General features: G+C 37.6%; 26 protein-coding genes. 8 read left to right on the top strand and 18 right to left on the bottom strand.

Features of this window, described 5'->3' with window-relative positions; genetic code table 11:
- Positions 1-24 precede the first annotated feature (24 nt).
- From KVT27_RS01700 to KVT27_RS01685, 4 genes are all read right to left on the bottom strand, one after another.
- Complete coding sequence (locus KVT27_RS01700; RefSeq protein WP_036123766.1) at positions 25-402, bottom strand: transcriptional regulator; 378 nt, start codon at positions 400-402, stop codon at positions 25-27.
- Positions 403-512: 110 nt separating this feature from the next.
- Entirely contained in the window at positions 513-1,280 is a 768-nt protein-coding gene (locus tag KVT27_RS01695; RefSeq protein WP_036123765.1) for an enoyl-CoA hydratase/isomerase family protein, read from the bottom strand.
- A 163-nt stretch (positions 1,281-1,443) separates the two neighbouring features.
- Positions 1,444-1,617: a 50S ribosomal protein L32 gene (rpmF, locus tag KVT27_RS01690; protein ID WP_004224819.1), complete on the bottom strand. Its 174-nt coding sequence runs from the start codon at positions 1,615-1,617 to the stop codon at positions 1,444-1,446.
- Positions 1,618-1,641: 24 nt separating this feature from the next.
- The gene (locus KVT27_RS01685; RefSeq protein WP_008173911.1) at positions 1,642-2,175 is read right to left on the bottom strand and encodes a YceD family protein; all 534 of its coding nucleotides are present in this window, start codon (positions 2,173-2,175) and stop codon (positions 1,642-1,644) included.
- Between the two features lie 166 nt (positions 2,176-2,341).
- Between KVT27_RS01685 and KVT27_RS01680 the strand changes: the two genes are divergently transcribed.
- A complete protein-coding gene (locus KVT27_RS01680) occupies positions 2,342-3,553 on the top strand; it encodes a nucleotidyltransferase (protein WP_217580557.1) in 1,212 nt (403 codons plus the stop codon).
- A gap of 48 nt (positions 3,554-3,601) precedes the next feature.
- Here the strand turns inward: KVT27_RS01680 and KVT27_RS01675 are convergent, their stop codons facing one another.
- On the bottom strand, positions 3,602-4,648 hold the full coding sequence (locus tag KVT27_RS01675; RefSeq protein ID WP_217580555.1) for a SepM family pheromone-processing serine protease: 1,047 nt from the start codon (positions 4,646-4,648) through the stop codon (positions 3,602-3,604).
- A gap of 119 nt (positions 4,649-4,767) precedes the next feature.
- On the opposite strand from KVT27_RS01675, the gene KVT27_RS01670 reads away from it, so the two are divergent.
- The gene (locus KVT27_RS01670) at positions 4,768-5,667 is read left to right on the top strand and encodes a hypothetical protein (RefSeq protein ID WP_230584838.1); all 900 of its coding nucleotides are present in this window, start codon (positions 4,768-4,770) and stop codon (positions 5,665-5,667) included.
- A gap of 61 nt (positions 5,668-5,728) precedes the next feature.
- On the opposite strand, the gene coaD is transcribed toward KVT27_RS01670, so the two are convergent.
- The 3 genes from coaD to KVT27_RS01655 all read right to left on the bottom strand — a co-directional run bounded on the left by coaD (position 5,729) and on the right by KVT27_RS01655 (position 8,281).
- Entirely contained in the window at positions 5,729-6,220 is a 492-nt protein-coding gene (gene coaD, locus KVT27_RS01665) for a pantetheine-phosphate adenylyltransferase (protein ID WP_036123757.1), read from the bottom strand.
- A gap of 1 nt (position 6,221) precedes the next feature.
- The gene (gene rsmD / locus KVT27_RS01660; protein WP_036127671.1) at positions 6,222-6,788 is read right to left on the bottom strand and encodes a 16S rRNA (guanine(966)-N(2))-methyltransferase RsmD; all 567 of its coding nucleotides are present in this window, start codon (positions 6,786-6,788) and stop codon (positions 6,222-6,224) included.
- 71 nt (positions 6,789-6,859) lie between these two features.
- Positions 6,860-8,281 (bottom strand): RNA polymerase II, encoded by a 1,422-nt coding sequence (locus tag KVT27_RS01655; protein ID WP_208704607.1) that lies wholly within the window; start codon positions 8,279-8,281, stop codon positions 6,860-6,862.
- A 56-nt stretch (positions 8,282-8,337) separates the two neighbouring features.
- Between KVT27_RS01655 and KVT27_RS01650 the strand changes: the two genes are divergently transcribed.
- The gene (locus tag KVT27_RS01650) at positions 8,338-8,727 is read left to right on the top strand and encodes a DUF7147 family protein (RefSeq protein WP_036123752.1); all 390 of its coding nucleotides are present in this window, start codon (positions 8,338-8,340) and stop codon (positions 8,725-8,727) included.
- A gap of 2 nt (positions 8,728-8,729) precedes the next feature.
- Here KVT27_RS01650 and KVT27_RS01645 read toward each other — a convergent pair whose 3' ends face one another.
- Positions 8,730-9,002: a YlbG family protein gene (locus KVT27_RS01645; RefSeq protein ID WP_036123750.1), complete on the bottom strand. Its 273-nt coding sequence runs from the start codon at positions 9,000-9,002 to the stop codon at positions 8,730-8,732.
- Positions 9,003-9,365: 363 nt separating this feature from the next.
- Here KVT27_RS01645 and KVT27_RS01640 point away from each other — a divergent pair, with 363 nt between their 5' ends.
- Positions 9,366-10,274: a glycerophosphodiester phosphodiesterase family protein gene (locus KVT27_RS01640; RefSeq protein WP_036123748.1), complete on the top strand. Its 909-nt coding sequence runs from the start codon at positions 9,366-9,368 to the stop codon at positions 10,272-10,274.
- Between the two features lie 107 nt (positions 10,275-10,381).
- The gene (locus KVT27_RS01635) at positions 10,382-10,804 is read left to right on the top strand and encodes a helix-turn-helix domain-containing protein (protein ID WP_042737479.1); all 423 of its coding nucleotides are present in this window, start codon (positions 10,382-10,384) and stop codon (positions 10,802-10,804) included.
- A 129-nt stretch (positions 10,805-10,933) separates the two neighbouring features.
- On the opposite strand, the gene KVT27_RS01630 is transcribed toward KVT27_RS01635, so the two are convergent.
- Positions 10,934-11,380: a YlbF/YmcA family competence regulator gene (locus KVT27_RS01630; RefSeq protein ID WP_025113823.1), complete on the bottom strand. Its 447-nt coding sequence runs from the start codon at positions 11,378-11,380 to the stop codon at positions 10,934-10,936.
- Positions 11,381-11,471: 91 nt separating this feature from the next.
- Here KVT27_RS01630 and KVT27_RS01625 point away from each other — a divergent pair, with 91 nt between their 5' ends.
- Positions 11,472-11,966, top strand: coding sequence for a PaaI family thioesterase (locus KVT27_RS01625; RefSeq protein ID WP_191967770.1), 495 nt, complete (start codon positions 11,472-11,474; stop codon positions 11,964-11,966).
- On the opposite strand, the gene KVT27_RS01620 is transcribed toward KVT27_RS01625, so the two are convergent.
- On the bottom strand, positions 11,950-13,419 hold the full coding sequence (locus KVT27_RS01620) for a UDP-N-acetylmuramoyl-L-alanyl-D-glutamate--2,6-diaminopimelate ligase (RefSeq protein WP_036147351.1): 1,470 nt from the start codon (positions 13,417-13,419) through the stop codon (positions 11,950-11,952). The two genes, KVT27_RS01625 and KVT27_RS01620, sit on opposite strands and share 17 nt — an antisense overlap.
- 149 nt (positions 13,420-13,568) lie before the next feature.
- Complete coding sequence (locus tag KVT27_RS01615; protein ID WP_036123736.1) at positions 13,569-14,708, bottom strand: CAP domain-containing protein; 1,140 nt, start codon at positions 14,706-14,708, stop codon at positions 13,569-13,571.
- Positions 14,709-14,854: 146 nt separating this feature from the next.
- Between KVT27_RS01615 and KVT27_RS01610 the strand changes: the two genes are divergently transcribed.
- Both KVT27_RS01610 and ytvI read left to right on the top strand, forming a co-directional pair.
- The gene (locus KVT27_RS01610; RefSeq protein WP_042737480.1) at positions 14,855-15,256 is read left to right on the top strand and encodes a YugN family protein; all 402 of its coding nucleotides are present in this window, start codon (positions 14,855-14,857) and stop codon (positions 15,254-15,256) included.
- A gap of 151 nt (positions 15,257-15,407) precedes the next feature.
- Positions 15,408-16,466 (top strand): sporulation integral membrane protein YtvI, encoded by a 1,059-nt coding sequence (gene ytvI, locus KVT27_RS01605; RefSeq protein ID WP_225316250.1) that lies wholly within the window; start codon positions 15,408-15,410, stop codon positions 16,464-16,466.
- Between the two features lie 15 nt (positions 16,467-16,481).
- Here the strand turns inward: ytvI and KVT27_RS01600 are convergent, their stop codons facing one another.
- From KVT27_RS01600 to coxB, 6 genes are all read right to left on the bottom strand, one after another.
- Entirely contained in the window at positions 16,482-16,943 is a 462-nt protein-coding gene (locus KVT27_RS01600) for a DUF420 domain-containing protein (RefSeq protein ID WP_008173945.1), read from the bottom strand.
- 40 nt (positions 16,944-16,983) lie between these two features.
- Complete coding sequence (ctaG, locus tag KVT27_RS01595) at positions 16,984-17,907, bottom strand: cytochrome c oxidase assembly factor CtaG (RefSeq protein WP_036123734.1); 924 nt, start codon at positions 17,905-17,907, stop codon at positions 16,984-16,986.
- A 182-nt stretch (positions 17,908-18,089) separates the two neighbouring features.
- Complete coding sequence (locus tag KVT27_RS01590) at positions 18,090-18,434, bottom strand: cytochrome C oxidase subunit IV family protein (protein WP_012293127.1); 345 nt, start codon at positions 18,432-18,434, stop codon at positions 18,090-18,092.
- On the bottom strand, positions 18,434-19,060 hold the full coding sequence (locus KVT27_RS01585; RefSeq protein ID WP_008173951.1) for a cytochrome c oxidase subunit 3: 627 nt from the start codon (positions 19,058-19,060) through the stop codon (positions 18,434-18,436). Before KVT27_RS01585 ends, KVT27_RS01590 begins: the two co-directional genes overlap by 1 nt.
- Positions 19,060-20,943: a cytochrome c oxidase subunit I gene (gene ctaD / locus KVT27_RS01580; protein ID WP_008173953.1), complete on the bottom strand. Its 1,884-nt coding sequence runs from the start codon at positions 20,941-20,943 to the stop codon at positions 19,060-19,062. Before ctaD ends, KVT27_RS01585 begins: the two co-directional genes overlap by 1 nt.
- 41 nt (positions 20,944-20,984) lie before the next feature.
- Positions 20,985-22,073: a cytochrome c oxidase subunit II gene (gene coxB / locus KVT27_RS01575; RefSeq protein ID WP_036123730.1), complete on the bottom strand. Its 1,089-nt coding sequence runs from the start codon at positions 22,071-22,073 to the stop codon at positions 20,985-20,987.
- Positions 22,074-22,097: the final 24 nt, after the last annotated feature.

Below are 22,097 nucleotides of genomic sequence, written 5' to 3'. Positions count from 1 at the left end.
TATGCTCATCATAGTTACTGAAGTTTAATCTTTCATTAACGAATAACCTTGCTGCAGCCACTTCACTAATTTCTCATGTTCATTTTGCAACTCTCGATGTCTCATTTCAAGGGTTTGATAAGCATCTGTTAATTCGTCAAAACTTGTCAATGCCAATTTCAAGTGACTTCGCATAGATTGTTGGGGTTGATTTCGTACAGCTAATAATGACTGACTATATTGACCACGTAATGTTTTATTCCAACGGAAGCCACACGCCTGCTTTGTACGGCCCAGTTCCACAGCCGCCATTTCAAAAGCCTCCAACTGCGTTTTGCCATTTTGCACATTATGCAAGACAATTTCTGCTAGTCTTTCATCGTCTTCCTTTGTCCATTGATCTTTTCTTTTTTTCAATTCCATAATCTATCACCCTCGCATTTTTTACTACTATATGCAGTAGCGAGCAAAATAGAATCATTGCATGAAAAAAGACAGTGATTATGTTTTTCTTTCATCACTGCCTTTATACATCACTTATTATTCTTCTTTGTTAAGAAATTATTAACAGCCAGATGATGCGCTTCGCTTTCCCACAATTTTGCACACGTACGAACTTCCTCCATCACCCGCTCATACATATTTCGTTCTCGCCATTTCCGAAGCTCGATTTCCTTATAAGCTTTATGAACAGAAGGATGAATTTTTCGCATATGTTCAATAAAATCATTTAACGCCTCATCCTTTGAGCCTTCAAAAACTCGCATTGCCCACCCAATTTCATAGAGCAACTGCGCAGGATACGGCTTCGCATCCACAAGCATTTTTAATGCACGGTCATGACGTAATCCTCGTTCAAAAAGATATGTACCACCACCCCAACCACTCGTAATGGCTAAGGTTCCTTGAATAAAACCACATTTCGCATGATTTGCCACTAAACGAAAATCACAGGCTGTGGCAATCTCACAACCTCCACCAACTGCGGTACCATTTATAAGCGCTATAGTGGGTACGGGGAGTGTCGCAAGGTCATATAATATTTTCCCCATCTTACTTAACATACCAAATGCCTCATCCTCCGTCTCCAGTGAATGAAACTCAGATAAATCCCCTCCAGAGCAAAATGATTTTTCTCCAGCTCCTGTCACTACTAAAAAACGAACATCCTCATGTTTTCGAATATACGTAATGATTTCCTGAAGACCATTCATAACCTCATCATTGACAGCATTGCGCTTCTCTTCTCGATTAATCGTAAAAGTCATAACACCATCATAATTGTCGATCGTATAACTCACATTATTACCCCCTTTGTCTCCATGAACAAATTGTATCATACAATTATTTCACTATTATATTAAACTTCGCAATCAACGCAATATTCTGTTTTTAAGACATCGAAAAAAGGCTAGTAAAGAGCCATGGTCTCTCTACTAGCCTTTTAAGTGAGCAAACACTGTATTATTTGCTTACTACTTCTTTACCTTTGTATTGTCCGCAAGCTTTGCAAACACGGTGTGATAATTTAGCCTCACCACAGTTAGGGCAAGTTACCATACCAGGTACAGATAATTTGAAATGCGTACGACGCTTTCTTTTTGCAGTTTTAGAAGTTCTTCTAAATGGTACAGCCATTGATGGCACCTCCTTACAGATCGTCTATTCGTCTGTTTGATCAAAATACTTAGCTAAAGCAGCTAGTCTTGGATCCACTTTTTGTTCGTCAGCTTTTTTGTGTAGCTCTACGTCTTCATCTGTTGCATAAGACCAGCTTTTACCGCCTTGCACTTGTCCTTCGGTATTTTCCTTGAACACTTGCATAGGTACCTCGAGCAGCACTAGCTCCTCAAGAACTGGTTTCATGTCGATGACTTCACCGTCAATATAGTGAATGTCTCCGTCATCGTCTCCTCGTTGATCTTCGTCAATCCAGCTGAAAATTTCAACTGTCTCAACATCGATAGGAAACTCAACATCCTCCCACGTGCGAGCACATGGTAGCGTTAACGTCGCTGTCACAGTTAACTGACATGTCATTTGCGATGCACCAAAAGTACATAGCCCTTTTACATGAACGGGCGAAATTGCTCGAATATCCTGGTTTCGCTCCATCACTTCGTCCAGTTGGACAAAGGCATCGATTGGCATCCCGTTTTGGCGGTATTTAGATAATTGATGAATTGACCATTTCATTCGTTTAATCACCTCGAGACAACAATGTTGATTATATAATGTGTAAAAATAGATGTCAAGATAATTTCTTGTCACCTCTTTAAAACCTACCTATAATTATATACTATAAGAAGTATATTTGCTCTAAACAGCTTACCATAAAACATAAATGATCAGGAGGGAAAGCATGAAAGCAGTTGGAGTTGTTGTTGAATATAATCCTTTTCACAACGGGCATGCCTATCATTTAACACAGGCAAAAAAAGTAGCGAAAGCAGATATTGTCATCGCTGTTATGAGTGGAACATTTTTACAACGCGGTGAACCAGCTATGGTTGATAAATGGACACGTACAAAAATGGCACTCGCAGGTGGTGTAGACATTGTCATTGAGCTTCCTTATGTCTATAGTACAGCTCCTGCTACTGATTTCGCCAAGGGTGCGATTTCATTATTAACTGCTGTTGGCTGCGACTCGTTCGCTTTTGGTAGTGAGGATGGCTCTATCCAACCGTTCTTGAACACTTTTGAGCTGATCGACAATAATCGTACAGAGTATGACGCACTTATTAAAGACAGCCTTAAAACAGGCACTAGCTATCCTAAAAGCCTATATTACGCCTATGAACAGCTTACTCAGAAGTTCCCTGCTCCATACATTGATCTTGCACAACCCAATAATATTCTTGGCTTTCATTATCTAGAGGCTGCGAGAACGCTGAACAGTAACATCCAGCCACTTACCATCCCTCGTATTGCAGCAGGCTATCATGATGCACTTAAAGAGGACGCATCCATCGCAAGTGCTACGGGAATACGTAAGGCCCTAGCAACTACAAGTTCTTTACAGAGTATTCAAAAGGTTGTTCCGGAGGCATCTTTTGATTATTTGGCAGACTGGCATAGACACTATAAAAAATTTGCTAGCTGGGAATCATTTTGGCCACTATTACAGTTCACGATTATGAGACACACGCCTTCTGAGCTCACTCGTTATGCAGAAGTAACTGAGGGGATTGAGAATGCTATTATGAAAGCAGCCAAAAACAGCTCATCCTTTAATAGCTTTATGGAAAAAATAAAATCTAAACGTTATACCTGGACACGCCTTCAACGTATGATTACACATATTTATACAGGATTTACAAAGGAACAGCTACACAGCTTTGAAGCTCCATCATTTATCCGTTTACTAGGTATGAGCGAAACTGGCCAAGCTTATTTAGGAAAGCGGAAAAAAGATATCGAATTACCTTTAATAAGCCGTGTTGCAGCTGCAAAAGATGCTATGCTGGCCATCGATATTCATGCTGCAGAGCTATACAATTTAAGTATAGAGCAAGGCGTTACAGCGCTAAGTCTTCCAAAAGATTATCAAACACCACCAATCCGTTATTAAAGGCATAAAAGGGATGCTAGATGGGTTCTAGCATCCCTTTATCGTCTTTTATTTTGGTTGTAGCTGCTTTAAATAATGGATGGCATCGTCCACGTTTTTCACAGGTACAATTTTCATCTTTGTCCCAATCTCCTTCGCTGTTTTTAAAGCAGTCGTATAATTGGATTCTAACTCTGGATACTTTGCCTTCATCTCTGGTGAAATATCATCATCAGGGGCAAAAAAGATTTCCATATCATCACGATCAGCCGCTATAATCTTATAGTCAATTCCGCCAATTCGGCCAACAGATCCATCAACTAGCATTTCTCCGGTACCCGCGATGGCATAACCTTTCGTTAAATCCTCATCCAGAAGTTGATCTAATATTTCAAGTGTAAACATCAATCCTGCAGAAGGACCACCAATATCCTCTGTCTTCATTGTCACCTGTGGATTAGTTTCTATCGATTTGCTTTCTGTATAAGAAATCCCTAAACCGGCTCTATGCTCCTGTGCATTTGGTATTTCTTTCAATGTAATTGTTGCCTTCTGCTGTTCTTCATTACGTATAAATTGAATCGATACCTGATCCCCGAGCTGTTTAGGCTGTAAAAGCTCAACAAGCATCTGCTGATTAGTTATTTTTTGTCCATCTACTTCAATTATTTCATCCCCGGCTTTTAAGATGCCATCTGAAGCGCCACCATCCAATACATTTAAGATAAAGACACCATTAAAATGAACTTTTGTCTCTAATCCCGCTCTTTGGAAAGCTACATATTTAGCATTAAATTGGGAATCCGACATTAATTTTAACTGTCGAACATTATATTCCTCATCATCCTCTAATGGATTTCGGACTTGTTCAATATCCATGAGCTTTTGATACTTTTGAGTTTTAGCCCATAAATATGAAAACGGTGTAGCTTGCTGCATAGCGACCGTCATCAAACTCATAGACCCTAAACTATCTGCCTCCTTGCTATCGACCGTAACAAATTTACTGACATCATAGGCACTACCAGGTTTCATAATATACGCGTCTAGTCGGTATAACATCATAGAACAAATCACGACTATTAACACCGCATAAATGCCAATTTTTCTCTTCACTTGAATACACCTCCTAGGACGCTTGCAAAAACCATACGTTCATGTTTTTGCCTTTCACACATATATTAATTTTAGCATTTGCCTATGTGAATGACAAAAAGTTGAAACGAGATGATCATATGTTTGCTACAATTCAAATAGCGCTCTGCGTAATTCTAATTCTCTTACTCTTGTTATTCCCACAAACCGCTCATAGTGGTACTGATTTAGGCTTATCTCTTTTCATGGAGGCGCTATTTCCGTATTTACTACCGTATTTAGTGTTAACACAATGGCTCCTGCGTTTAACAGCCCCTATGCGTACCAAAACAAAAAGAGCTTCTTTATACGTACAAGCCTACATTATTAGCGCACTTGGAGGCTATCCTACTGGAGCGACCACTATTGTTTATTTAAAAAACAGTGGACAATTACATCCTAAGGAAGCAAATTTTCTACTAGCCGTTTGTCATGCACCAAGTCCATTATTCGTGTTAGGCTTTGTAAGCCTTGATTTACTACACAGTAATACGTTTGGATGGTTGTTTTTATGTTTACTACATATGTTTAATATTTGTTGCTTAGTAACTGGTTACTTTTTATACCGCAAAACGGATTCACCAACCATCACTGTACACAACACTACACTGTACACAGCTCCCTTTTCAGAAAGTATTAAAGAAACTGCCCCAACCATTTTATTAGTGGGTACAACCATTATCTTTTTCACAACCATTCAGACTATCGTGCAACAGGGCTTAGATCAATTAATACCGAAGCTACCTTATACGATTGAACTTTCCTTAGCCGCCATCCTAGAAGTGACAAATGGTCTTAAAATGACCGTTACGGCATTCCCTGATTTCCCGTATACCTCTTTACTAGTCGTCATTTTGTTAACGATGCAAAGTATAAGTATTCATTTACAAATTTTTGTGATTGCTAAATCCGCCAAACTTTCTGTGAGACCTTATCTAAAATTTCGCCTCCTTAGCATAATCATTGTACCAACTATTTATGCTCTATTTTTTCTGAAATAATTAGTTTTCACCGATAAAAAAGAGGATGTTCAGCGTATATTACCGACATCCTCTTCAACCACTATTGGGTAAAACCATATTTTTCTTTTAGAGCTTGTACAACACAATCTGGAACTAACTCATTGACATCACTTCCATATTTCGCAACCTCTTTTACAATGCTGGAACTTAGGAATGAGTATTGATTCTTCGTCATAATGAAGAATGTTTCGATTGTTTCATCTAGGAAACGGTTCATAGAAGTAATTTGCATTTCATATTCAAAATCTGAAACTGCTCGTAAGCCACGTACAATGGCCTTAGCTTTCTTTTCTTTAGCATAGTCTATAAGAAGACCTGAAGAACTTTCTATCCGAACATTAGGAATCGCTTTTGTTACTTCAGCCATTAAAGCCATACGCTCCTCTACAGAAAACAACGGATTTTTTGCTGAATTGTTTAATACGGCTACATAGACGATATCGAACACATCGGCTGCACGTTTAATAATATCTAAATGGCCAAATGTCACAGGGTCAAAACTTCCAGGAACTACAGCAATTTTCTCTGACAACTTATTCTCCCTCTTCCTCTGTACAGCGATAAACAGAAATAATTGTTCCGCCATATGTTTCTTGTCTTTTTAAAACAAACTCACCAAAACTTTGAGGTAATGTTATTTCTTTTGCATGTTCACATAAAATAATACCATTTTGTTGAATTTTTTCATTATCAACGAGTAATTGCACTAAGTCATAATATTCCTTTTGATGATAAGGCGGATCTAAAAAAACTAATGAAAACGTAATATCACGCTTTAATAGCGCTTTCACAGCACGCTTTGCATCAATGCGAAACAGCTCAGTATGTTCTTCGTAACGGCATTTTTTAATATTTTCTTGTAGCACCTGAAAGGCTTTTGCATCTTTTTCAATAAAAATAGCACGCTCTGCCCCACGACTTAGCGATTCAATACCTAAACCACCGCTTCCTGCAAACAAATCAAGTGCAGTACCTCCATCAAAAAAAGGACCAATAATATTAAAAATCGATTCCTTCACCTTATCAGTTGTAGGTCTCGTCGTATTCCCAGCTATCGCCTTTAGCGGCATTCCTTTACGCTCTCCTGCTACAACTCTCATATAAGCTATCACCGTACTTTCATCCATATAAAATATTTTTGCAGCGAAAGGAAAGCCCTCCGCTGCAAAAGTTATTGTTGCTCTTGTGTTAATACTTGAATACGTTCCTCTTTCTTTTGTAATTCAACTAAGAATAAACGTTGTAACCAAGCCTCTTCCACATAATATTGATTAGCAATTTTAATAATTGGCTCTGAAATAGTTGAATATCTTCGCTGATTAAATACATAGAAACCAGGTTCTTTAGGGAATCGGAATGTGCGATGCTCGCTATTTACATAATAGCCGTTCTTCCCTTCTCCAACTGTATACCCAAGATAAGGTAATAACGTATCTGCCGTATATAACGCTTGTCCTTCATATAGAATAACATGAACGTCTTCCTTCAATACATCATTTACATACACATCACGAGAATCCTCAAATAATAATGGGTACGTTCCTTCTTTCTGGGCTGCATTTAACGTAAAGTAAGATGTTTTAGCATCTAACACTTGTGATAAATACTCATCCATTGTTTTTGGTGATAGAGGATCATCTCCAAGTTTTTTCAACTTATCCTGCCAAGCCTGCTGTTGACTATCTGTCATGTAATCATTTAATGTCTTTACAATTTTCTTTGCCTTGTCTCCACCAATTGGATCGTTTACTAAATAGGATGCCATAACTTCAAGCAACCATTCTGGGGAGTCTACAAATGTATATTGCGATTTTATTTGGGACAAAATGACTTCCTGTTCAACAGCTTGTGCTGTAAGTGTTGGTAAAAATAACAATCTTTCATCATGAATTGGGACAGGACTTTTCTCTTGAATAATTGCAATATGTTCATCATTTAAAAACTGTAAATTCTCTAATGATTTTAGGAAATCATTCGGAATAGCCTGTTGTGCATAAATCGATAATATAGGCGTTTGTTCTTGTACTTTGAGTTTGCCTGCTTGCCAATAAAGGTCATGAACAGTCCCGTTACCTCTAAACATCGTATAGTTAACGAGTGATAGCTGTTGTTGACCTACTAATGGCAAACCTGTAATCCATTGTCCATTAATTTTACTATCTGTAGAAATATGAACAATTGAATAGGACGCTTCACCATTTATTAGTGTAGCAAAAACATCTTGAAGGAGCATCTTATTTTTCAAGCCACCCTCAATCGGAATTATGTATGACACAGATTGTGATTTTGTTTCCCCTTTTGCAAAATAAGAGACCTCATCTGATAATCGATCACAGCTTTTTTCATTCTCAATAAAGCAACTAGGGTTTGTTGCCTTTTCAGGCCATTTAATTTTTACCTTTTGATTGGGTAAATTTTTAAAATGCTGACGAATATCTAAGCTATTTTCACGATAAACAATCTCTATTTCCTGAGAGTAATGAAAATCCCCTATGCCGGTTTCTAAATCAGATGAGTATGCATGATACTGGAAAAATAACGTCCCTGAAATAATAAGTACTAAAATAGAAAAAAAGCTTAATGCAAATTTCATGTGCTTGACCTCCCGCAGCATGATACTATGAGTATTGGAAAGGATGTGCAGTTATTATGCCACAACAATTTATAGAATTAGGAGAAGGCTATGGTGATGTATACGAGCTACTTGAAATTATTAAAACCAATCAGGAACGCTTTCATCAGGCCTTTTTACTAACATCTACAAAAGGAGATAAAAAGGTAATCTCCTTAGCCGTTGCCTTCAAACCAGTTGGCGAAAGTAAATTCATGCCCATATATATTTGTCGTGAAGGCATCCCTTATCATGATGAGGAACCAACTAAGCGACAAAAAATGTTTGAAGCACAAATAGAACAACTAGACCGAAAAGCAGTTGTTGTAGAAATAAAGCACTCATCTATATTTTCGGAATCAAAACTATTTTATCAATACTTAATCGGCATATTAAGACTAAATAACTATATACCTGCATTAGCATAATATTATAGACCTACTTTATAGTCATATTCCTTTGCTTTATCCGGCTTTGCATTTTCATATTCAGTTTTGACAAATGGACGATAAGATTCCACAACGTCTTTCACAAAAGGAAGGCGTTGTAGTTTTGTTGTCAACATTTCAATATCCTCACGATTACAATATAGCACTACGTATTTTTGTCTTCTAGAAATATAAAGAACATGACCATATTTCCGAAGAGACTTCGCATGTTTTAATTGATGGACGTAAACGATTAGCCCTTGTCGTTCGTTCATATTGGATTCCCTCATTTCTTACCTAAAAGAATACCATAGACCAGAAAATGATAGCAACAGAGTTTAGCTGACAGAACACTCGATTTTCCGTTATAATGGAAAAGCATACTACGTTAAACATCGTAGGAATTCGAATCAGTTGTTTTAAATAGCTTACATGATTATTTTTCCACGGAATGAATGTACATTTTGCTGAAGGATGATAATGCCTCATACCTCCACCATAGGAAGCATGAAAGAATCATCATTCACTTAACCTAATTACTAGTTTTATAAAGCTCTCGGACGGAAGTGGGAGCTAGTCATTACACAATGAATTCACCATTTACTTTAATAGGTAAAAAATTGTTAAGGAGGACGAATATGGGGAAGAAAACTAAAATAGCAATTGCAATCGCAGCTGCAAGTGCGGCAGCTTGGGCAGGTAGTAAAGCTATTTCTAAACCACAGCAACGTGAAGGTAAACAAGCATTACAATTTGATCGCACAATCATTCTTGCACACCGAGGCGGAGCTCATTTAGCACCTGAACATACTATGATCGCCTTTGACAAAGCAGCGCAGCTAGGCGTTGATGGATTTGAAATAGACGTACGTTTAACAAAAGACGAAGAAATTATTGTTTTCCACGATGATACAGTTGAACGAACAACAGACGGCTATGGCCTTATAGCTGATATGACATTGGCAGAAATCAATGCCTTAAATCACGGCTATCATTTTGAAAATTTAGATGGGGCCTTCCCATACCGTGAGGATAAAATACAAGTTGTAACATTACGAGAGCTACTTGAGGCGTATCCACAAATGTTGATCAATATTGATATTAAAGATGCCCCTGAAACTTATGAAGGAAGTCTAATGCCTTCTAAGCTTTGGCGTTTAATTGAAGAACTAGGCGCAGAGGATCGTGTCGTTGTAACAAGCTTTTACGGGGAGCAAATAGATCGCTTTAACTTATATGCTCAAAATCAGGTAGCGCTTGGTGCAGGAGAATCAGATGTGAGAAAAGCATTTGCTTCCTTCTCCAGTCAATTCGGACATTTGTATCATCCAAAAGTAGATGTGTTCCAAATTCCTCCTAAATCAGGGGTTATCGCTTTAGATTCTCCAAAGTTTATTCAGTTTTTAAATAATCTCAACATTCCTGTCCATTATTGGACAATCAATGACTTAGACACAATGAAAAAATTAATTAATAACGGCGCTAAAGGAATTATCACGGACCGCCCAGATATAGCCGTAGAGCTATTTCAAACGCAAGAGTCTTAATAAGTAAGTCCATGGAAGGGTCAATGCTCTAAATAAGTACCTTCCCACCTACTTGAACTACCCCGTAAAAGTTAGACATCAATCTAACTTTTACGGGGGTTTTTTTTATGGGTGTTGAACAACGTATTCAAGCAGTTCAACGATATTTACATGGAAATGAACCTATGATCGAAATTGCGAAAGATATCGGTGTGACAGCTCAGGTTGTCAGTGAATGGGTTCGCCGTAATCAAAAAAATGGCGTAGAGACTTTCTTAAAGTTCTATACAAAATATTCAGCTGACTATAAATTGAATGTACTTAATTATATGAACGAGACAGGTACATCTTCGAGAGACACAGCTGCACTATTCATTATTTCATCTCCTGGCATGATTCGGAATTGGAAGTTAAAGTTTGAAGTTGGTGGTTATGATGCTCTTGTTTCTAAAAAAAAGGGGCATCCATCTATGAAAAAAGAGACAAAAAGAACAACGAAATCAACACCAGCTGAAGGATCTGTTGAGGCCCTATTCCATCCCTTGGTATGACTGCAATCCGATATGTTTTCATGTATGTTGCCTCCTTTAATAATTGTATAGAAAAAGACTGTAAACAAACTCAGTTTTACCTTTGAGTTGTGTACAGTCTCGTAGAGATGTGTTTAAACACATCTTAATTTACGCTGAGCAAGAGCATGAACCGCCCGAGCCACATCCTCCTCCGCAAGATGAGCCAGATGCAAAGAATGGATTGCTTACAGGGACTTTTACCGCTTCAGAGACTGTTTTCCCTACAAGTAGGCTAATCTCATCAAGCAAGTCCTGAAAATCGTTTTCAGCAATTTTTAAAGCTGAAACCTTTTCATTTAAGTCGAGCGCCCTTTTCTGTTGGCGAATCGACTTCATAATTGTATGGTAGTCCGGATGATATTTTCCGAAACGTTGTACATCTTCGTACTGTTCTTTCATGCGATTAAACGCGTAAATAGCTTCTACAATTTGTGTATCACTATAAACGGCATCATACGCTTGCTGAAGCGCCATCGCTGGTTCTGAGGAAAGAATCATCTCACAAAGCGCTTCCGCCTCATCTAAAATGAATACCCAGTCAGAGGTCATCATCATTTTTAATTCCCCCAATCTCTTACCCATCATAACAGATTTTATGGTAATTTTACATTATTGAGATTATTAATGAAAGAGGTTTTTCCAATTGATGACAACACCCAAAGAAAAAATCGAACTATTATTAGGGGCAATTTTACAAGATAGTACGGAGGAAGATGAAGAAGTTCTTTTACATCTTTTAACCGGGCTCCGAGAAAAACAGCAAGGTATTCACCGTCGCTATATTAACGCAGCCTTACATATGGTTGGCAAGTTTGAGCCTGAAGTCAGTGAGGTACGCATTCCAATTACACCAATAATTCACAACACAATTAAGGTGCCACACGGGGGCATCATTGCGACGATAGCCGATGCGGCAATGGGGGGACTTGCTTCCCGTTCTGTACCAGAAGGATTTAATGTAGTAACTACCAATATGAATGTCACGTATATTGCCACAACAACGAATAAAGAATTAATTGCGCGTGGTCGTTTTGTCCATAAAGGGCGGCAAACACTAGTAATGGAATGTGATATCGAAGATGAGACAGGGCGCAAGCTAGCCATTGCTACAGGATCATTTTTTGTTATTCAGCGTCGGTAAGTAGACCTGTAAAATAGTCCTTAATACATTGTTGATCGGAAAAAGGGAATTTTTGATTTTTAATTTGTTGTGTTTGTTCATGCCCTTTTCCGGCAACAAGGACAATGTCCCCTTTTTTCGCCTTCGCTAATGCTTGATGGATTGCAACTTTACGGTCTAAATAGATTTCATAGTATTGTTGCTCTGTAAAACCAGCAATAATACTTTCGTTTATAATGATCGGATCTTCATCTCGAGGATTATCCGTTGTTAAATAGATAACGTCTGCATATTTACTTGCTACAGCGCCCATAGCAAAACGTTTCGCTTTATCCCGATTTCCACCACAACTAAAGACAAGATAAATCGTTTTCGAGCGATCGAATGTTTGTAACACAGCTTGGAGGGCTTCAGCCGTATGGGCATAATCTACATACACATCAATTCCTACTGGGTTATCAATCTTCTCGAGCCTACCTTCAGGAAGCCTTAAGGACCACATATGTTCGACTATATCATCCATTGGAATTCCTAAGCGCCATACTGCCATCAATGCTGCAACCGTATTTTGCACATGGTACTTCCCTACAAAAGGAATTTCTACAATATGCTCACTCGCGGATGTTTGTAAGCAGAGCACTGTTTTGCCAACTGTTTCACTGACAATTTGGATATGTAAATCATTGTGATTATCAAAGCCAAATGAGCAGGATTTTTTCTTATCATAAATTCCAACAGAACGGCAAAAGTTATCATCGCCATTTAATACTAGCTTTTTAGATAAATCAGCTAATCTTTTCTTCGCCCGTTTATAGGCTTCTAATCCTCCATGATCCTCTAAATGATCTTCAGATAGGTTTAAAAACACGCCGCAATCAATGTCACAATGATCGAGTCTATGTTGCTGTAACCCCATTGAAGATGCTTCTAATACTACATGTGACACACCTTTGCGTACACATTGTTTTAATATCGGGTGCAATTCCTTCGCCTGCAATGTGGTAAGTTCCTCGTAAGAAGTTTGTTGCTTTTCGCCATCAAGATAAAACCCAATTGTTCCTATAACCGCCGCTTTTTTATGTAGAGCGTTTAAAAGCTGACTGACAAAATGACTCACTGTCGTCTTTCCGTTTGTCCCCGTTATTGCAATAACACTTAATGCTTCTGCTGGAAAAGCTGCTAACTTCGCGCTTGCATACGATAGGAATAAGGCTGTATTAGGAACCCATACAAAAGGAATTTCTTTATCAATAATTGGTAAGGAAATACTTTCCTCCGAGACTATTGCTGCTGCTCCACGGGCCAATGCTTCTTTGACAAAACGACTTCCTGAAGTTTTTTTGCCTTTTCGTACAATAAATATGTCGCCAGGTTGTACGGCCTGTGCATAATCCTCTACGCCTGTAATTTCTGTTCGAATCGATCCTCCGGTTACGCTACATGGCCAGTCTTTCAATAACTCAGCTAATTGCAAGCCTCTTCCCCCTTTCAGTTCTCTATCATATGACGGCCTTTGTAACGGTGTGACGAAAAATGTAGAAGCCGCTTGGGGCAAGTGGAAGCACAAAAAAAATGAAGACAAGTCCATTCAGCGAATGCTTGTCTTCATGTAAATTTATTATGTTATGGCGATTGATCGGTTTTCTCTTGCTCTACAGGTTCTTCACTTTCAGACTCTTCATTATTTGAATCTTCATTATCCATCTTCAGTGAAGCAGGTTCTATATAAATTTGTGTATAATAATCGACGAAAACACCTGAACCAACTTGTGAATATTTATCATTTAATAGAACTTTCCGGTGTTCGGGAGAATTTGTCCAGCCATGCATTGCCTCAATCGCATCAAGATAGGCAGTTGCTAGATTTTCATTCGCATCGCTATAGTCAATGCTCTGCGCTTGTAACCTCTTTTTAAGATCTCCATATGTGGGAGATTCATGTGATAAAAAATTTTGCACCTTCATATCTTCGCTATGCATTCTCGCTGTATTTTCCAATGATTCATTCATCTCTACAGGCGGCAACCCATGATGCTCCCGCGTTACATTTAGTAAATCATCGAGCTGTTTGGCATTCGCCCTATCAATTTCCTGCTGTAAAAATGAAGAAGGCGGGGTACGTCTAACAAGCTCTCCTTGGTAACTCATTTCATATGGCTGATGAAGGACAAGTGTTTTACTGTTGGTATATCGTATCCCTTGTAATTCACTCGTTTCCCGGTCAATATAAAGCTGCGCGTATAGTCCATCAAATTTGATCAGTAATCTTGTTTGCATATCTTCTTCATTCATGGAGAATATGTAAATATTATCACCAACATTTGCGGCTACCTCATAATCAATAATCGTCATGCGATAAATTTCATCTCGTTTTTGCCCAACTTTAAAAGGAAATGCATTGATATTTTGCCCTGCTATGTAAACTTGCGTGACGACGTTATTTTCAACGCCAATCATAAAAAAGGTAGACACATCTTTATTATAGACCCACCAATCATACCCAAAAGAGGAGGGTTCCTTCCGTCCAGGTTCCCCATATTGCTCCAAAACGGTTTGTGTGCCTTTCCCTATTAATGTTGAAATACCCGTTTGTGGACGTGTCATTGCTCCTATATCGGGCTGTTTTAGCTCCGTTTGAGGGATTATATTAGAATTGGTATTTGGGCCTTCTAGTGGTTCATTTTCCTTAGGGGTATTAAAAAACATAAAGCCGATTAATGCGATTGCACCACAAATCATTAATATGCGGAATAAAGCTTTCATATAGGACTCCTTTCATCACCATTATTGTAAGTTATTATATCAATTGTAATTGGGTTGACACAATGTTGTCATTGCAACAATGTCGAATATGCTCTATTATAAAAATGAGCGTATACTTTGTACGAGAACCTAAAGGAGGATTATACATGTATTTTGAAAATACTAACCTTGAAAATTTAACCGCTGATCAAGAGCTAATTGTCAGCATTATGAAAAAACATGGTTTAGAATGTGATGGCGGTTGGGATTATGAACGTATGACATTCGATAAACGTTTCGATACTCGTGAAGGTCGTTATTACCTACGCGTTTTCGCATATGCCATTTCTGGTGATGTTGGTGCTCATGATGCCATCCTTACATTAATGAAACCAGCACTTGGTAAGTACTATTATCCACATGGTGTTGAATATGGAGAAGATGAAGTTTTCCCAGCACATATTGTGAAAAAATGTGAAGAAATCTTAAAAAAGGTTAAATTAGAATTAGATCAATTCTCAATCGAGCCTACAAATAAAAATAACTTTGAACCTGTTAACGCACGCTAATCTTTATTCATTAAAAAGTGATAGCAAGTATAGCATTAAATAGCTTCATTGTTACGAAAAGACTGGTAGTCCAGTCTTTTTTATTTTGAGTAAAAATTAGATTTCTTCTCATACTACCTATATCTAGAACAAGATGTAGGTGAGAAAATTGTTGTCATTTTTTAATCGTCCTTTTTTTCGTCATCCCATTATTGTTATCGCGATTGGGATTTTTCTCCTCTGGTTTATTTCAATATCATTGCCGATCTTACTTGCCTACTTAACTGCCTTACTTTTAGAACCTATTATAGTTCGGATGAGCAAACGTTTTCGAAAAAAGCGTAAAATAGTGGTTTCCATCTTTTTTTTATTCTTCCTAAGTATCTCTTTATTATTATGTACGCTTATTATTTATGTAAGCTGGAAACAATTTTCATCATTTATTATTGATATTCCAGATTATTTGAATCAACTTTCTGCACTATGGATTCAAATGCAATCTAAACTAAGTAACCACACCTATCATTTACCTGTAGAACTAGTTTCACAAATTCAATCCATGATTGCAAGGGCTTTAGCTTCCACTGAAAAATTTGCACATTCCTTAACAAACATCGATGTCTGGTCTGCCTTATTAACGTATATCCCTACACGATTATTTGATATTTTTGTCTATTGGATTGTCTTGTATATGTTGCTTTTGGAATTGCCAACCATCAATCAAAAAATTTTAATGCCCGTCCCTTTCCACTACCATCAGAAAATTGTGTTTATTGGTGAACGAGTTAAATTAGCCTTATTTGGATTTTTGAAAGCACAATTGCTTGTCGGATTAGGTATTTTTGCTTTAGCTATCGCAGCCTTTTATTTTCTCAAAACGCCATTTCCTCTATTATTAGCATTGTTGCTTGTCGTCTTAGACTTTATTCCTTTTCTTGACTCATTTATTTTATTAGTCCCATGGGCAATCTATCAAGTTTTTGCTGGGGATTATATTTACGCCGCTGTGTTAATTGTATTAACAGTAGGTCAATTTTTAGTTCGTCGTATGATTGAGCCAAAAATAATAGGTGATAAAATTGGGCTTTCTTCTCTTTCAACCTTTATTGCGATGTTTATCGGATTTAAAATTTTTGGATTTTCTGGTATTTTAATTGGCCCATTACTTTTTGTAGTAGTTCTCTCATTAATTCAGCCAACAACAAAAAACCTCCCACCTACTGAAAAATAAGGTGGGAGATTTTTGTTATATGCCTAAAATGGCTTTAATAACCGATGTTGTTTCGCCCGGTTCAAATAAAATATACAATAATAAATAAACAAGGACACCTGTTATAGCGACGAAGAACCAAATAATACTTGTAATCGGTCCAATACGACGGTGTAATTTTAAATTCGTTTTAAGACCTGAAACTATACTAACTATCCCAAATACGGCCCCAGAAGTTGCCAAAATAATATGGAAAATCAAGAAGAACGTATAATAAGGTTTTAAATGTTCTCCACCACCAAAGGCAGTATTTCCAATAAACACTGTACGGGAAGCATAAATAATAAAGAAGATCAGTGCAGCAACACCTGCAGCAAGCATTACTTTTTTATGCCCTTCTACATTTCTTTTTATAATTAAGCCCCAACCTATTGCTACTAGTACAGCACTAATAACAATAAACGATGTACTAATAGTAGGCAAAATTTGTAATTCCATTATCAAAACCCCTTATACAAAGTAAATTTCTATTTTATAATTAATGTTGCTGTTGACTTTCCCATTTTTTTTGATGGGCTGCTAATGCATCAGCAGTAATTTTATCTGGATCTTTTTGTTCAGCACGATACCATTTGGTAAAGATTGCACCTAATAATATACCAAAAATCAGCTCTTGTATAATTTTCATAAGCACGCCGCCTAACTGCTGGTCAGCAACAGGTTTCATATCCGTAAATAGCTCAGGTCCTGATAATGATAGTCCCGACAACGTAGAGGCTGGAACACAAAGCTCCATTGCCTTTAACCAAGCATCACCATTCGTATACGTTTCATACATAGCATTAGGTGCAAAAATGATTAATCCACAAGCGGGAGTTATTAAAACGGCATTGGCAATAATATAGCCTAATTTATGCAAGGGCTTCATTTGTTCTTTACCTGGCATATTTTGAATTAAAGGCCAGTACATGAAAACAGCTGATAGAAATAAGACAAATGTATAGGTACCATGTAGTGTTTCATTTAACTTAATATAATCTAATACATCCGGTAAGTGATAGAAGGAAAATAGACCAATAAACACAAACACTGCAACTACTGGTAATGTTAGTACTTTAAATATCGTTCTAACAACTGGTGCTTCAATCGCAACCTTCCAAACCCACCAAGGTATTCCTTTAATTAAGAAAATCGGTACAAGCAATAATAAAATAGCCATTTGAACCATATGCATCGTAAACATAATATGAGCCATTAAATCAACTGGAGACCCTTTAATGATATATATGGTAATCATCGCTAATACAAAATAAATCGCTTGTCCCTTTTTTAAAGGTTCGCTTTCTTTAAAATCCTGACGCCACTTTACTGTGACTAAAAAATAGACGATTGTTATAAAAACAAGAACCCCTATTAAATATGGGCTCCATAACGCTTGGAAACCAAATATACTAAGTGGCATATAGAACGCACTCCTTTAAACTTCAGTACTCCTATTATAAAACGCTTACAGCTATACTGCAATGAACGAAAGGTGAACAAATGTTAAGTTTGCCAGTGTTTGCTTCTTTTTGCAACCATCACTAAAATTTAAAATACAAAAAGCACGTTCGTACAAAGTGACGAACGTGCTTTTATTGGTGATTACCACCAAATAATTGTTAAGAATGCTAAGAAGAATGTAAATGCAATTAAAATCCCCATCCACATGAAGAATCCAATAACTCCACCGAAGTGTGTTTTTTTGTCTTCTAAGTGCATGAAAGAATACAGTTGAAGTACAACTTGAACACCCGCTAATAATAAAACGAATGGCATAATTAAGTATTTAGAAAAATCAGCTGCAACTACTGCGAAAGCGATAAAAGTAAAGAAAATCATAATCGCAAAGTTGAGTACTTGTTTACGCATATGAACGGCATTATGATGACGATCATACTCATATTGTGCCTGTGATTTAGCAACTATAGGTGTATCGTGTGAAGACATTATCCGATCACTCCCATCAAGTAAACTACTGTAAAGATGAATACCCAAACAACATCGATAAAGTGCCAATATAAAGCAGCTACGAAGAATTTAGGTGCATTGTACAAGTTTAAACCACGTTTAGCATTACGAATCATTAAAGTTGCGATCCATACAAGTCCTAAAGTTACGTGGAAACCATGTGTACCAACTAAAGAATAGAATGCAGTTGCGAATGCAGATTGGTTAAATGTAAAACCAAGATGCACATAGTGTTGGAACTCATAAATTTCAAGTGCTAAGAAACCAAGACCTAAAGCTAAAGTAATGGCTAACCAAGTTTGCATCCCTTTAAAGTTAAAGTTACGCATATGGTAAATTGCATAAACAGATGTTAGTGAAGATGTTAAAAGTAACATCGTCATAGCAAATGCTAATGGTAATTCAAATAACCCTTGAGTTGTGAACTCCATGCCAGCTGGCCCTTTGTTCTTAAGCGCTAAGTAAGTAGCGAATAAACTTGCGAAAAGTACAACTTCACAGGCAAGGAAAATCCAGAAACCAACGACTTTGTTTTTACCTTCCAGCGTTGCTTGTTCAGGATGATCTGGCCAAGTATGAGGAGTAAATTTAGTATTGAAATCCATTATTTATTTCCTCCTTTGCCATAAAGTTGTTCTTCAATTTCAATAATTTCTTCTTTGTGTAAATGGAAGCCGTGATCATCTTTAACAGAACGGACAATCATTGCACCAAATGTAATTGCAAGACCAGCAATTAAAATATAGATTGACCAAGGTTTATCTGCATCAGGGTTGTAAAGCGCACCGAATGCTGCAATAAACATACCTAATGAAATAACGAATGGAATCGCTGAGTTATTTGGCATATGAATATCGCCTAGTGGCTCAGCAAATGTAACTTCTTTGTTGCCTTCTTGTTTCTCAATCCACCATGGATCTAAACCACGAACAAGAGGTGTTTGACGGAAGTTGTAGAATGGAATTGGTTGTGGAATTGACCATTCTAATGTACGTCCATCGCCCCATGGATCGCGACCTGCTGGTTTGCCTTTGATAGACATTAAGCAGTTGATTACCATTAAGATAACCCCTACACCCATCATTAATGCACCGATTGTAGAGATATAGTTGAATTGATCCCAACCTTGACCTTCCATGTAAGTGAATACACGACGTGGCATACCCATTAAACCAAGGAAGTGTTGAACGAAGAACGTTAAATGGAATCCGATAAAGAATACCCAGAACGTAATTTTACCAAGCGTTTCGTTTAACATACGGTTGAAGAAAATTGGCCAGTAGAAATGTGCTGAACCAAATAATGCAGTAACGATACCACCAACGATTACATAGTGGAAGTGAGCTACGATAAAGTAAGAATCATGTAATTGATAGTCAAGAGGTGCAGATGCTTGCATAACCCCTGTAACACCACCCGCAACGAATGACGGGATGAAACCAAGTGCATAAAGCATTGGCGTTGTAACTTTAATAGATCCGCCCCAAATTGTTAGGATCCAGTTAAATACCTTCATACCTGTTGGAACGGCAATTGCCATTGTAGCAACAGCGAAGATAGCGTTTGCTGTTGGCCCAAGACCAACTGTAAACATGTGATGGGCCCAAACCATGAACCCTAAGAAACCGATTAAAATTGTTGCGAATACCATTGAAGAGTATCCGAATAAACGTTTACGAGAGAACGCAGGGATAATCTCAGAGAATAATCCGAACGCAGGTAATACTAAGATATAAACTTCTGGGTGTCCGAAGATCCAGAATAAGTGTTCCCAAATAACTGTGTTACCACCCATTGTATGGTCAAAGAAGTTACCACCGAACATACGGTCAAATAACATCATTAATAAACCAATTGTTAATGGAGGGAATGCGAATAAAATTAATGCACTTGATACAAGAGCTGTCCATGTGAATAATGGCATACGCATGAATGTCATACCAGGAGCACGCATCGTGATAATCGTAACGATGAAGTTAAGTCCCGAAATTAAAGTACCTGCCCCTGAAATTTGTAAACCAAGAACATAGAAGTCGATACCATGTCCTGGAGAATATAAAGATAATGATGCATAAGAAGTCCAGCCCGCATCAGGAGCGCCACCCATAAAGAATGACAGGTGAAGGAATACTGCACCTAGGAAGAATAACCAGAACCCTAACGAGTTAAGGAACGGGAATGCAACGTCACGTGCACCAATTTGTAATGGTACAAGCATGTTCATAAATGCGAATAGTAATGGAGTAGCAGCTAGGAATAACATTGTTGTTCCGTGCATTGTTAATAATTCATTGAAAAAACCAGCTGACACGAAATCGTTATTTGGTTTCATTAACTGAATACGCATTAATAACGCTTCAAAACCAGCGATAGCGAAGAACAATGTACCGGCTAATAAATACATGACTGCTAACTTTTTATGGTCAACAGTAGTAATGTAATCCCAGACAGTTGCTCCAAAGCCCTTTTTCTGTGTGTATGAGCTCACAACTTTTACCTCCCTCAAAAATTTGTTACATAGAACGGAAATTATTTTTCAACTGATAAGCCCATGATGTAAGTTGCAAGAGCTTCAATTTCTTCGTCAGATAAATCGCCGTATATAGGTGCAGTACCCTCAGCATTCATCATTAAGTTACCTGGTTTAAATTCCTCAGGGTTTTTAATCCAAGCTTGTAAGTTTTCTTCATTGTGTTCTAAGAAACCAGCAACACGGTTACGGTCACCAAACGTAGTTAAGTTTGGACCTGGTGTACCGCCTGCTCCTGAACCAGAGATAGCATGACAGCCTAAGCAGCTGTTAGCAAAAGTTGCTTCGCCAAGATCCGTTGAAGCTTTGTCAGCAGTTTGACCTTCTGTCGCTTTCATTGCATCAACCCAAGCGTCAAATGCATCTGGGCTTAAAGCTTTTACTTTAAAGTCCATTAAAGCATGTGAAGGTCCACATAATTCAGCACATTTACCATAAAATACGCCATCTTTTAGATCTTTCGATTCTTTATCAAATACTAAGTAGAATTTATTTAAGTTTTCTACGTTTGTATCCATTTTACCGCCTACAGCAGGAATCCAGAATGAGTGCTTAACATCGGCAGCTTTTAAATTAAAGTAAACCTTTTCACCTGTTGGTACTACTAGCTCTTGAGCCGTTATAATACCTTGGTTAGGATATTCGAACTCCCACCAGTACAATTTAGCTGTTACATTGATTGTTAGGGCAGTTTTATTCCCCTCTTCATCTACCTCATCCATTGCAGCAACATCTGCAAATTTATAAGTAGTTGTAACAACTGGTACAGCAATAATTAATAATAAAATAATTGGTATAACTGTCCAAATCACTTCTAACGTATGACTACCCTCTACTTGCTTAGGGATAACGTTTTCACCAACGCGTGAACGACGGTATTTCAAGAATGCAAGTAAATAAATAACGGATACTATTACCACTACTAGCGTCATAATTACAGTAGTTAACAGTAATAAATTTAATTGTTGTTTACCTACTTCTCCAGATGGTTTTAGTGTAGAAAGATAATCTTCACCACAACCTGAAAGGAAAACCATCATCACTGCTAGAAGTGAAAAAAGACGCCATTTTTTAAGCCCTTTCATCATAGCTTAATTAAACCCCTCTTTCTT

The organism is Lysinibacillus sp. GbtcB16 (assembly GCF_019091145.1).
GTDB lineage: Bacteria > Bacillota > Bacilli > Bacillales_A > Planococcaceae > Lysinibacillus > Lysinibacillus fusiformis.
Note: the sequence above shows the minus strand (reverse complement) of the source record. Positions and strands in the feature narration are given on the sequence as shown.